Consider the following 13,319-nt stretch of genomic DNA (forward strand, 5'->3'; position numbering starts at 1 on the left):
AATCGGACCTTTTCATGCAAAATCTGTGGGCTTTTCTTCATTTTGTCATTATCTTGCGGCGTGCTTATCAAGAATGACAGAGAGAACGGGCTCGTAGATGTCATGGCAACCGTTGTTCCCAGCGATAGGTGCCAATTCCCGCTTCGGAAGTGTCCGAGAAAGATGAGTAGAAGCATTCGATCTAGAATGAGGGTCTCAGAGAAACTTTAAGCACGTTTTAACTCTCCTATTTTATAAAATAGTTGAGTATGTGAAACGTAACTTTCAAAATATTAAGATGTCAGAAAAACTCCAGGAGTTAGCAAAAGAACGAGTGTTGATTTTGGACGGTGCCATGGGTACTATGATCCAAAGACACAAATTAGGTGAGGATGATTACAGAGGCGAGCGTTACAAAGATCACCCATGTGACGTTAAAGGTAATAATGATATGTTATCTATTACTCAGCCGAATATTATCAGAGATATTCATAAACAGTATTTTGAAGCAGGTTGTGATATCGTAGAAACTAATACATTTAGTGGTACTACAATCGCAATGGCCGACTATGAAATGGAAAGCGAAGTTTACGAGTTAAACTATGCGTCTGCGAAGTTGGCAAAAGAAGCTGCATTAGAATTTACTGAGAAGGAACCTCACAAACCTCGTTTTGTAGCTGGAGCCATTGGTCCTACCAACCGTACTGCTTCAATTTCACCAGATGTAAATGATCCTGGTTATAGAGCCGTTACATTTGATGATCTTGTGGAGGCTTATTATTTACAAGTTCAAGGCTTAGCAGAAGGTGGTGTAGATACGATTCTTATCGAAACCGTTTTTGATACCTTAAACTGTAAAGCTGCACTGTTTGCAGCAGACAAATATTTTACGGATGTAGAAAATGGAAATGTTACTCCCGCTGCCCCAAAAGGTAGAGAAGAGGAATTTCCTAACCAATATAAAGGAAAGCGTCTGCCATTGATGGTATCTGGTACTATTACTGATGCTTCTGGTAGAACACTTTCAGGACAAGTAGTAGAGGCATTCTGGAACTCTATTAGACATGCCGATTTATTTAGTGTAGGTTTAAACTGTGCTTTGGGTGCAGATTTACTTCGTCCATATATTCAAGAGTTATCTAGGGTAGCGGACGTAAATGTTTCTGCATATCCTAATGCTGGTCTACCTAACGAATTTGGCGAATATGATCAGACATCAGAAGAAATGAGTGATATCTTAAAATCTTTTGATGGATTAGTTAATATCGTAGGTGGATGTTGTGGTACTACTCCAGATCATATTGCTGGTATTGCTAAAACATTTAGTCAAGCAAAAGTTAGAGAGGTTACTAAAAAAGAACCTTATCAAAGACTTAGTGGTTTAGAACCTGTAACGATCAAGCCAGATAGTATCTTTGTCAATGTAGGTGAAAGAGCCAACGTAACCGGTTCAGCAAAATTCCGTCGATTAATTGAAAACGGAGAGTTTGAGGAAGCGATTGAAGTAGTAAGACACCAAGTGGAAGGTGGTGCTCAAGTGATCGACGTCAATATGGACGAAGGAATGTTAGACTCTAAGGAGTGTATGACACGTTTCTTAAACCTTATTGCTTCTGAACCAGATATCGCTAAGCTTCCAATCATGGTCGACTCATCTAAATGGGAGATTATTGAAGCAGGCTTAAAGACGTTGCAAGGTAAAGGTATTGTTAACTCGATTTCACTTAAAGAAGGAGAGGAAGATTTTATTCAAAAAGCAACACTCATTAAAAAGTATGGTGCAGCTGCTGTTGTTATGGCTTTTGATGAAGAAGGACAAGCAGATAACTTCGAAAGAAGAAAAGAAATCTGTTCTCGTTCTTATGATATCCTAGTAAACAAAGTAGGGTTCCCTCCACAAGATATCATCTTTGATCCTAACATTTTAGCGGTTGCCACAGGTATCGAAGAGCATAATAATTATGCTGTAGATTTCTTTAAAGGTACGCAGTGGATCAAAGAAAATTTACCACATGCATTAGTAAGTGGTGGTGTATCTAATATCTCTTTCTCTTTCAGAGGTAATAATGCTGTTAGGGAAGCCATGCACTCAGTCTTTTTATATCATGCAGGTAAAGCAGGTATGGATATGGGTATTGTAAACCCAGGTATGCTTGAGGTGTATGAAGAGATTCCAAAAGACTTATTAGAACATGTTGAAGATGTTCTTTTAAATAGAAGAGAAGATGCTACTGAACGTTTAGTTGATTTCGCAGAAACTGTAAAATCAAAGGGTAAGAAAAAAGAGGTAGACCTTTCTTGGAGAGAGAAAACAGTTGAGGAAAGACTTTCTCATGCCCTTGTAAAAGGTTTAGTAGAATTTGTAGAAGAAGATGTTGAGGAAGCTCGCCAGAAGTTTGATCGTCCAATTGAAGTGATTGAAGGTCCTTTGATGGATGGTATGAATGTAGTAGGTGACCTATTTGGTGAAGGTAAAATGTTCCTTCCACAAGTAGTGAAATCTGCTCGTGTAATGAAGAAGGCAGTAGCGATTCTTATTCCATATATCGAGGAAGAAAAAGCAAAAAATCCAGAGTTGTCTGCATCCTCATCAGCAGGTAAAATTCTGATGGCAACTGTAAAAGGTGATGTACATGATATCGGAAAAAATATTGTAAGTGTTGTTTTATCTTGTAATAATTTCGAAATCATTGACTTAGGTGTAATGGTGCCTTTGGATAAGATTATAAGAACTGCCGTTGAAGAAAAAGTGGATGTTATCGGACTAAGTGGTTTGATTACACCATCTTTAGATGAAATGGTATACGTTGCTGAAGAACTAGAACGTCAGGAATTAAATATCCCGGTATTGATTGGTGGTGCTACGACTTCACGAGTCCATACTGCCGTTAAAATTGATCCACAATATTCAGGTTCTGTAGTTCACGTTTTAGATGCTTCGAAATCAGTGCCAATTGCTTCTGCTTATACATCTGAAAATAAAGAGTATAGAGAAGAAGTAATCCAAGAATTTAAAGAAGAATATGCAGTTTTAAGAGAAACTCACGCTAAACGTCAAGGGGCGAAAAAGCTAATTTCTCTTGAAGATGCTCGTAATAATAAAGTGGATATCGATTGGGCAACGACACCAATCACTAAACCATCATTCTTAGGTAAAAAAGTATTTGAGAATTATGATTTAGAAGAAATTGCAAAGTATATGGATTGGACGCCATTCTTCCAGACATGGGAATTGGCAGGCCGTTTCCCTGCGATCTTAAAAGATGAGATTGTGGGTAAGCAGGCATCAGATCTATATGATGATGCAAAGGCGATGTTGAAAAATATCATTGATAATAAATTACTTCAGGCCAATGCTGTTATTGGATTCTTCCCTGCAAATAGTATCAATGACGATGATATCGCTTTGTATGATTTTAAAGAAGAAGATGTAGAGTTACCAGATGCAGAACATCATCATTCGTTATTCTACAGAGAAGATCGTACAAATCAGGTAGGTACATTATGTCACTTGCGTCAACAGAATAAAAAAGCAGCAAGCAAGCCTAACTTCTGTTTAAGTGATTTTGTTGCTCCAGTAGAATCTGGTCGAAACGATTACATCGGTGCTTTTGCAGTAACTGCAGGTATTGGATTGGACAAATTAGTTGCTAAATATGAAGCGGATTTGGACGATTATAACAGTATCATGGTAAAAGCCTTAGCCGATCGTTTAGCAGAAGCCTTTACAGAATTAATGCATGAAAAAGTGCGTAAGGAAATTTGGGGTTATGCAAAAGATGAAATCTTTAATAATGAAGATTTAATCGATGAAAAATACGAAGGTATTCGTCCTGCACCTGGTTATCCAGCTTGTCCTGATCATACAGAAAAAGACAAGTTATTTGAGATGTTGGATGTAACAAATTCAATTGGAGTAGAATTAACAGAAAGTTATGCAATGACTCCGGCTGCTGCTGTTTCAGGCTGGTACTTTGGTAACAAAGAATCTCGTTACTTTGGTTTAGGAAAAATCAATGAGGATCAACTTAAAGATTATGCTGAAAGAGTAGGCAGACCTGAACACGAAATGAGACGTTGGTTAGGCACCGTTCTTTTATAAACAGAGAAATATCTTTGAGGTATTTAATCCTCTCTAATAAATAACTTATTGAGACCAAGCTTAGACTTATTCTAAGTTTGGTCTTTTTACTTTTAGAGTAAATGCAAGTATTTATTTGACAAAAAGAATATGTAATTATATAGCTATAATTTATTGGTTACATTTTCTTTCCTTACTTTTTACTTCTTGCTTAAATTTTCTATTTTCACTTCATAATTAAACCTCCACATGTAAGCAGAATTTATGAGTAAATTAGTAACCTTAGAGAACGCAAATTTATCGGTTCAAATTTCAAGAAATGGAGCAGAATTGCACTCTGTATATCATAAACAACATCAGCAAGAATATTTATGGCAGGGAGATAAGGAAGTTTGGGGTAGACATGCACCAGTTCTTTTTCCAATTGTTGGTCAGGTTGAAGATGGATTCTATGAGGTCGATGATGTAAAATATAAATTACCTCAACATGGTTTTGCTCGTGATATGGAGCATAAGTTGATTACTCAAGACGAATTAAGGTGTATTTTTGAACTAAAGTTTGACCATTCTACAATGGAAAAATATCCTTACAAGTTTGTATTCAGAACAATATATGAGATAAAAGGAAGTAAACTATCCATCACCTATCAAGTGGATAATATGGATATGGAAGATATCTATTTTTCTGTAGGTGCCCATCCTGGTTTCAATACCAATTTTATCCCGAATACTAGTTTTGAGGATTATGTAATTGAATTTTCTGAAAAAGAACCTTTCGAGAGATTATTATTAGATAACGGTTTAAGAAGTGGAGCCATTGAACATGATGCATTAAAAGGTGAACATATTCTTCCATTAACGTTTGAAACTTTTAAAGATGATGCATTAATCTTTGACCATTTCAAATCTGAATATTTAGATATTTATGCCAAGCATTATGAAGATAGAAGATTAAGAATTGGTTTTAAAGACTGGCCATTGTTAGGTATTTGGACCCCGTATCAAAAGAGAGCTGATTTTGTATGTATTGAACCTTGGTATGGTGTAGCAGATCTTAGAGATGAGAACCATGACTTTAAAGAAAAATATGCTAATCAGGTATTACATAAGGAAGAGACATTCTCAGCTACTTTCACTGTAGAGATCATAGATAATGAAGATTAGTGATTATACAGGAGTTTGGCAAGAGGAACAAGTGGTAAAGTCATTTCAAATTGGGCCAAATTACATTTTAAAACCTACTGCAATTGCAGAGTTTTTTCAAGAAGCTGCAGGTAATCATTCAAATGCAGAAAAGTTTGGAATGAGAGAAATGATGGCTCTTGGAAAAGCATGGGTGTTAGGTTCCATAAAATATAAGATCAATCAATGGCCTAAATGGTCAGATAATCTATTGATTGAAACTTGGGTTTTTGATGTTCAGAAGTTTTCTTCACAACGTAATTTTATCATGAAAAACCAAAAAGAAGAAGTTTTAATAGAAGGTTCTTCGAATTGGTTCGGGATTGATTTTAAAAAGAGAAAACCTACTTATATAGATGATTTTATGGATGTTGTCCATGTTAGAGAAGATCTTACAACAACTGGAAAACCTGATAAGTTAAGAGGTTTAGAACGAGTAGATCATTCCTCTCAGCGTAAGGCAGTATTCTCTGACTTGGATCCCGTAAACCATGTCAATAACATTAAGTACTTAGAATGGATGATTGATAGTCTTCCAGCAGAAGTAAAAAAGAAATCACTCAGTCAGGTGGAAACTAATTATCTATCTGAAGTCCGTTTGGATGAAGAAGTGAAAATACTTTCAGAAATAGATCAAGTTGAAAATGGTTTTAATATCATTACTTGTATAATGAAAGAAGAAAAACCTGCTTGTATTTTACATACAGTTTGGGAATAAGACTCCTTCCTATATAATGAATAATCCTTGTTGTTTGAAGAGAATTCAGGTGGCAAGGTTTATTTTATTATGTTAACAGAAACAGTGTTACATATATTCTTTATTAATCATAAGTTTGTAGGTATACATATCATTATTAATCAATTATATGAGAAACCATATCAACAAATTATTCATTTTTACTTTACTTTTATTGCTGTCATCATGTTTAAAAGATGAAATATCTGAGTTACAAAAACAGTTAGATGACCTTGAAAAGAGAACAGAACAGTTAGAAGCAACTCAAGATGCAATGATTGCTTTATTGCAAGCTCATGAAGGTGCTTCTACAATAGAAGATGTTATTATCCATAATGATGGGACAACTTTATTGATGTCAGATGGTTCGAAAATCTTTATTCCAAATACCGAAGCAACTACACCATATATTGGTGCAAATGGTAATTGGTGGATAAATGGTGAAGATACTGGAGTTTCCGCTACAGGAAATGATGGAGAGCAAGGGTCATCACCTTACATTGGAGAAAATGGAAACTGGTGGATAGATGGCGAAGATACAGGGGTACCTTCTACAGGAAATGATGGAGAAAATGGTACAAATGGAGATTCACCGTACATTGGTCAAAATGGAAACTGGTGGATTGGAGGAGAAGATACAGGAGTACCAGCATCAGGTCATTCAGGCCAAGATGGCTTAACTCCATATGTAGGCGAAAATGGTAATTGGTGGATAGGTGATTCAGATACAGGAATCCCTGTAACCGGGAGTGATGGTGAAAACGGGGAAGATGGTTTAACCCCATATGTAGGTGAGAACGGCAATTGGTGGATAGGTGATTCAGACACTGGAATCCCTGTAGCAGGGAATGATGGTGAAAATGGCGAAGATGGTTTAACTCCATATGTAGGTGAGAACGGTAATTGGTGGATCGGTGATACTGATACTGGACAAAAAGCAGCAGCACCTGTGATAATATCAATCCAATATGAAAGCGGATATATGATTTACCATTTTAGTGATGGAACTTCAATTGAGGTACAAATAGAAATGCCAAAGAGCGATTATGATAATATGCCTGATTCTTGGTATAAATTACATCCTGAAGGTTATAAATATCCCTCATATTTTGGGATGTTCGATGATGAAAGTTTAGGATATATTAATGTAAATGATAATTGGTGTTTAGTAAGAATTGATAAATATGGTAACTTCATTTCTGATCCAACAGTAGTAAGATATGGAGCAAACCACTGTACTATAGAATATTCGGAAACACATTTAGTTTTTAAAGAACCTGAAGAAATGACTCTGAGCCTTTATTCTAAGAAAGATGTCTTATTGATGACTTCTATTGATGAAATTGATGTTGATGAGATGTATTCTTATAAATTAAATGGTAAATATTTATCAGTACTTTTTAAACACTATAAGAGCTATCAAAACTATACGTATAGTCTGAAAATTTATGAGATCAACAATGATTCATTTCAACTAATTTCCAATAATGAATTATCAAGTACTGAAAACCACGGTTTATTGACAAATTCGAAGGAAGGACATACCCTATTATATTACGGACATTCAAATAGTCCATACTTAATTTGGCTTGATAAGTATGGTAATGAAATTAACTCTATTTTAGACAAATACGATTCTCAAAAACAGTATAGATTTATAAAAAATAAGCTGCAAGTAATTGAAGCGAAAACAACAAGTTTAGTAATAGAAGAATATTCAAATACAGGAGTATATAATGATACAAAAGTTATTAATTACCCAAATATACCTGATTTATCATTTGATCATTTGTATTCTTACATTAATGGAGATATTATTTCTATATATGATGGTGGAGGTAATGGTTCATTATTAACATATGAATCTGATGTAGATGGTAATTTTAATTATTTATACGGAATTAGATATACAATAATTGAAGGTGCTGATAAAAGTGTTAGAGCTGCATTTCGAATTAATGATTTACTACTTCAAAATACAGGACAAAGTGGAATGTATTGTATCCCAATAAAAAAATAATTTCAGTAAAGTAATGTCAATCATTTTTGACATTACTTTATTTTATCCATAAATAATACAACTTACCCTTTACTGTTATTTCCATCTCTATCACATTCTTATCACTTTCTATAACAAATTAACTAATCTCAACATCTTGAAGCTAAATCTGTAACATTGAATGGATTATGTCAGTATATACTATCGAAATCATCTTAAAATAATTTAAAAAATTAAGAACAATGAAATCGTTAGACCTTTCAACATTACACTTTGAGCATAATTCTTGGGTAAAAGAATTAGCCTTTTATAAAGAGCAAATCAAATTATATACAGATAGAGTAGAAGAACTAACTGAGAAAAATACAAAAACTGGAATTCGTGAACAGTTGTCGCAGTTTATGAATCAGTTTAAAGTTCAAAATGAAGTAATCGATACTTTAAATCATAAAATTAAGTCACAAGAAGAAGAATTAGTTGCTGCAGTTGAAGCGAATGAGGTGAAAGCTTCAAAAACTTCATTTGATGATCAGGCAGGCATGTATTCAGAGATGGCAAAGTTCCATTCAATCTATAATGAATTGAAAACTAAATTTCTACGTTTCTGCGAAGAGTGGATGTAATAGAAAGATTAATTATTTAAAATCACTGACTTAACAATATTATGGAAAATTCGATTGCTTTATTAAAAATTGATCATCACGGTGCTGATATTTATAAATTAGGAGGAAAAACAGAAGGTGAAATTGCTTCAGAGCATCCATATGATCCTGAGCATATCCATTGGCATTTGCACAACAAAAAAGTAAAAAATGGCAAAAATATTAACGAGGATACAGCTTTTTTTAAAGACATCATTAATGATCTTCAAGGATTTAAAGGCTTAGTTGTAGCATCGCATGGTACAGGTAAAGCCAATGAAGGAGATGTATTTATTAAATATTTAGAAGATCACCATAAAGGCCTTCATCAATTGGTTATTTCAAAGGTGGAAACAGATGAGCATGAAACTGAAAAGCAACTTTTAGCGAAAGTTGATGAGGCAGCTTTGCTAGATCATTTAAGAAAATAATCAGAGTAACCACTCGTAGTATATATATGAAGACCAATCCTATGAATACAGGATTGGTCTTTTTTATTCGAATATCTTACAGATACTTTCTCTAAAACTTTTACTCACAGGTAACATTTCATCACCAATTTCAACAAATTCTTTATTCAATGCTTTGACATGGTTCATATTGACAATATATGAGCGATGTATACGAATAAACTGTTCTGGTAATTTTTGTTCGATTCTACTTATCGTTTCTTTTGTTTTAATATTTTCATCTTGTTGATGTATATAGAGGTAATCACCTTTACTTTCAATAAATACAACTTGATCAAAATCGATTTTATAGTGCTTTCTGTCTGACCTTACAAAAAGAAATTCATCTAAATACTTCTTTAGTTGTTTACGGTTTGGTGCTGCATCTTCAAATTTTTGAATAGCTAGTTGAAACCTCTCTAATGCTACAGGTTTTAAAAGGTAATCCACAACATTGAGATCATATCCTTCAATGGCATATTCTCTATAAGCAGAAATGATAATCACTTTTGGTGGATTAGCAATTGAGCGAAGAAAATCTAGACCATTGATTTCAGGCATTTCTATATCAAGAAAGATCAGATCTATATCATGTTTAAGTAAAAGGGGAAAGCCCTCGTTTGCACTAGACGCCTCACCAATTACTTCGTAACCTTCGATTTGTGATAAGAAGTTTTTAGTAATTCTTCTAGAAATAGGCTCATCATCTATGATTAATACTTTATGGTTATTCATGTGATAATTCGAGTTTTAATGTGATGGAATACTGTAGCTTTTCATCATTAATAATAAGCTCATGTTTATTGGGGTAGCAAAGTTCTAACCTCTTTTTTAAATTGATTAAACCTGTACCTCCTTTTAAAGGGGGCACAATTTTCTGTGGCTTACTATTTTTAACTTCAAATGAAAAATTAGAAGCATGATAGTCACTTTTTATTGATAAAAAGGAGTGATCTTGATTGGAACGAATACCATGTTTAAAAGCATTTTCAACCATCGGAAATAGAAGAAAAGGAGTAATCTTTATTGTTGCTGTATTTACATGAAATTCAGTTTCAATATTTAGTTTGTCATCAAAACGCAATTTCTCTAATTCTAGATACTGTTGGATCACCTTAAGTTCCTTTTTGACATCTACATCTTCTTCTTTAGACTGATACACAAGATAATCTAATAAACCACTTAACTGTAATAATATTTGAGGTAGTTCATCTGATTTTTCCAGTGCAAGTCCATAGATATTATTCAGTGTATTAAATAGAAAGTGAGGATGTATTTGGTCTTTTAAAGTGTTTAATTCCAGTTCCTTAAGCTGAACGCTAATCTGTAACTTTTCCTTTTCAAGTAAATGAATTTTTTCTTTTTTTAGTTGTTCCTCTTTAAGTTGATAAATCGCTGTATAGAGCACTGAAATAAACATCTGAACAAACCAGAGCATCGATAAATCATTGATCATTGGGTTAATTGATTTAAATTCTAAATCTACGATCACAATGAAAAACAAGTAGATAAGTAATATTTGAATCCAGCTACTGACTATAAAAGAATAGATGAGATATGTGAAAAACTTTACATATCGTTTGGCATGAAGAAAATTCTTGATAAGTACCTTATTAATATATAATGTGATACCTATATTAAATGGGAACCAAATAAGACAGAATATAAATGTATTAAAATAGTCATGGTGGAAATGTCCCAAAAACAATATGGTAATACTAAACATCACTCCCCAAAAAAGGGATTCAAAAATAATTTTCTGCCAAGGTTTATTAATTTTCATATTCAAATATGATAAATATAGAGAAGTGAAGTTTCTTGAGTCGATGAAATTCTATTACTTGAAGATAGATATCATTCTTTTATCGATGAAATTTTTCATGAATTAGAAAAAGAAAGAAAAGCGATCGAATGGAGTTATTTGCCTTCGAAAATTAATAAACTATCGACAGACTAAAAATGGAAAGCTGTATCGTTTTATGTTTGAACTATTAAGCAATTACTAACTTATATTTTAGAACTATGATCGAACTATATGAAATGGGCGGCTATTTTGAGATGAATATCATCTCTATAGTCGGGGGTGTTATGCTTTTTTTTATCATTATGAGGACCCTCAAGGTAGATAACAAGTGGTTATCGTTGGAGCGTACTCAAAAAATTATTCGAGAACTATCTGTATTAGTCATCATTTTGGGAATCCTAATTCAGTTTCTAGGACTCTTCTCTGTAATGCAAGCGATTGAAGCTGTCGGAAGTGTTCCACTTGATTTGCTTGCTGGTGGGTTTGCCGTGTCTTTACTTCCCACTTTATATAGCCTCTTATTTAGCGTTATTGGGAGAACATCATTAGTGTTTTTTACAATTAGAAATAGATAATACATATAAATTAAAGCGATTGAATTGAGTTTTGATCGCTTTTGTTTTATATAATGAATGTATTTATTCGTTAATAAATTTATTTAAAAATGATGATAATGAGTGGATTACGTTATTGATAGTGAAGATTTTTTTAACCTATTTTTTTACCTATCAATATGAAAAAGTGCTACTCATTGATTTTAGCTGCTTTACTATTTTTTGTCAATTCCACTTATGCTCAATTTGAAGAAGCAGTAATCAACGATTCTGATAAAACAGTCTTAGTGACTAAAAATACCACCTTACATGGCGACCCTGAACCAATAGAGTATTTTGCACCTGATGGGTATACATTAGTTATTGGAGAAGGCGTAACGTTAACCATTCAGAAAACAGATAGTTACAAGGAATATGTTGATATTTATGCTGATGTTAAACTTTTGTCTGGAGCAACTTTAGTTGTAGAAAGAGAGGCTTACCTTGCTATTTTTGGGTCATTGATTATTGAAGGTACTGGAAGTACTGTTGAAGTGGGACAAGGTGGACGTAAAAAAGGATCTTACCTGATTGTTACTGATGACTTTGTCAATAATACAACAGATGGTACGTCAACTATAAATATCTTCACTTCAGGATCATTTTATGTAATGGGTGATGCATTAGGCACATCAGATAATATTGATTTAAATATAAGAATCGGAGCTGATAATGAAGGAAGAAGCGGAATCTTTGTAGAGGGAGATGACCTTTTAGGAATTCATGATTATGTTAATGATTTTACAGAAAGTCTAGAATATAAATTAGCTCAGATTAAAAAATCTCAAGAAGATTTACCAGTTGAATTGATTTCTTTTGATGCAAAACTAGAAATAGACTATGTTGATGTGACATGGGCTACGGCATCAGAAATCAATGCTGATTTTTTCGAACTCCAAGTTTCTAGCGACCAAAGAAATTGGGAAACATTAGGTATGGTGGAAGCCCAAGGAAATAGTACGGAGTTAACAGAGTATCATTATAAAGATTACACAGAATATTCTTCCAATGTATATTATAGGTTGGTTCAATATGATTTTGACGGAGCTTCTGAGGTCTTTGGACCTATATCTATAGTTTTTAATGAACAGCTGGGCTTTACTTCAAACGTATACCCTAACCCTACTAGAGACTTTTCATTTATTGCATTAAATAATATCAATAATAATAATGCTATTGCTATTTATGTATATAATAATACAGGTCAGTTGGTTTTTACAGACCAATTCTATTCATCTGATAAGCATATGATATACCCTCTAGAGAGTATGGAAACTCTGCCAGAAGGGGTGTATTATATTTCGATTCAGAATGGAAAGGAAGTAACAAAAATGAAATTATTAAAAGAATAAAGAACTAATTAATACAGAATAAGAAGAGAAATCAGCAATGGTTTCTCTTTTTTATTTATTAAAATTTCATTCATCTAATGATGCTTATACTCTTTCCATGATATGATCAAATAATTGTTAATCAAATAAAAGATAAACCAGTCTTTTATTACATTTGTATAAGTAGGTTAGTTAATAAAAAATATTGAAAATGAATACAACGCACATTCACGAAGTCATTTTTCTAGTACAAGACAATGACGGAGTTTTTACTCCAGAAACTTTAGTTGATACCATCGCTGAAAAGATGGGAGCTGATATTCAATTTACATCTTGTTCTGGAGTACCATTCCCTAAAGATGAAGCTTTACAATTCTTATTAGATAGAAATAAAGTGATTGTAAATGCTACAGGGAATGTAGAGGTACATCCATCGATGAAAATGTGTGATTCGCATTTAAGATAAATAATTATAGTGTGAGAGAAGGGTTATACTTAGAGGGTTGCAAAATTTGTAACCCTTT

The 13,319-nt window shown here is 33.4% G+C and carries 11 protein-coding genes and 1 riboswitch; of the genes, 9 read left to right on the forward strand and 2 right to left on the reverse strand.

All coding sequences use genetic code 11. The annotated features are described in order from the left end of the window. The first annotated feature begins 61 nt into the window (after positions 1-61). Positions 62-169: riboswitch (SAM riboswitch) on the forward strand. A gap of 108 nt (positions 170-277) precedes the next feature. The 6 genes from metH to HGP29_RS22115 all read left to right on the forward strand — a co-directional run bounded on the left by metH (position 278) and on the right by HGP29_RS22115 (position 9,049). Continuing rightward, the gene (gene metH / locus HGP29_RS22090) at positions 278-4,081 is read left to right on the forward strand and encodes a methionine synthase (protein WP_168884615.1); all 3,804 of its coding nucleotides are present in this window, start codon (positions 278-280) and stop codon (positions 4,079-4,081) included. A gap of 243 nt (positions 4,082-4,324) precedes the next feature. Beyond that, positions 4,325-5,224, forward strand: coding sequence for an aldose 1-epimerase family protein (locus HGP29_RS22095; RefSeq protein WP_168884616.1), 900 nt, complete (start codon positions 4,325-4,327; stop codon positions 5,222-5,224). Beyond that, positions 5,214-5,960 (forward strand): acyl-[acyl-carrier-protein] thioesterase, encoded by a 747-nt coding sequence (locus HGP29_RS22100; RefSeq protein ID WP_168884617.1) that lies wholly within the window; start codon positions 5,214-5,216, stop codon positions 5,958-5,960. The genes HGP29_RS22095 and HGP29_RS22100 overlap by 11 nt, the downstream gene beginning before the upstream one ends. 148 nt (positions 5,961-6,108) lie before the next feature. Beyond that, positions 6,109-7,998 carry a collagen-like domain-containing protein gene (locus tag HGP29_RS22105; protein WP_168884618.1) on the forward strand — a complete coding sequence of 630 codons (1,890 nt, stop codon included), beginning with the start codon at positions 6,109-6,111 and terminating at the stop codon, positions 7,996-7,998. Between the two features lie 221 nt (positions 7,999-8,219). After that, positions 8,220-8,600: a hypothetical protein gene (locus HGP29_RS22110; RefSeq protein ID WP_168884619.1), complete on the forward strand. Its 381-nt coding sequence runs from the start codon at positions 8,220-8,222 to the stop codon at positions 8,598-8,600. 41 nt (positions 8,601-8,641) lie between these two features. After that, complete coding sequence (locus HGP29_RS22115) at positions 8,642-9,049, forward strand: hypothetical protein (protein WP_168884620.1); 408 nt, start codon at positions 8,642-8,644, stop codon at positions 9,047-9,049. 63 nt (positions 9,050-9,112) lie between these two features. Here the strand turns inward: HGP29_RS22115 and HGP29_RS22120 are convergent, their stop codons facing one another. After that, positions 9,113-9,802: a LytR/AlgR family response regulator transcription factor gene (locus HGP29_RS22120; protein WP_168884621.1), complete on the reverse strand. Its 690-nt coding sequence runs from the start codon at positions 9,800-9,802 to the stop codon at positions 9,113-9,115. Next, on the reverse strand, positions 9,795-10,850 hold the full coding sequence (locus HGP29_RS22125; RefSeq protein WP_168884622.1) for a sensor histidine kinase: 1,056 nt from the start codon (positions 10,848-10,850) through the stop codon (positions 9,795-9,797). Before HGP29_RS22125 ends, HGP29_RS22120 begins: the two co-directional genes overlap by 8 nt. A gap of 323 nt (positions 10,851-11,173) precedes the next feature. Here HGP29_RS22125 and HGP29_RS22130 point away from each other — a divergent pair, with 323 nt between their 5' ends. The 3 genes from HGP29_RS22130 (at position 11,174) to HGP29_RS22140 (ending at position 13,261) form a co-directional block, all read left to right on the forward strand. After that, entirely contained in the window at positions 11,174-11,446 is a 273-nt protein-coding gene (locus tag HGP29_RS22130; protein ID WP_168884623.1) for a hypothetical protein, read from the forward strand. Between the two features lie 158 nt (positions 11,447-11,604). Beyond that, positions 11,605-12,816, forward strand: coding sequence for a T9SS type A sorting domain-containing protein (locus tag HGP29_RS22135; protein WP_168884624.1), 1,212 nt, complete (start codon positions 11,605-11,607; stop codon positions 12,814-12,816). A 190-nt stretch (positions 12,817-13,006) separates the two neighbouring features. After that, positions 13,007-13,261, forward strand: coding sequence for a DUF2492 family protein (locus tag HGP29_RS22140; RefSeq protein WP_168884625.1), 255 nt, complete (start codon positions 13,007-13,009; stop codon positions 13,259-13,261). The last annotated feature ends 58 nt before the right edge of the window (positions 13,262-13,319 follow it).

This window comes from Flammeovirga agarivorans (genome assembly GCF_012641475.1).
Classification (GTDB): Bacteria; Bacteroidota; Bacteroidia; order Cytophagales; family Flammeovirgaceae; genus Flammeovirga; species Flammeovirga agarivorans.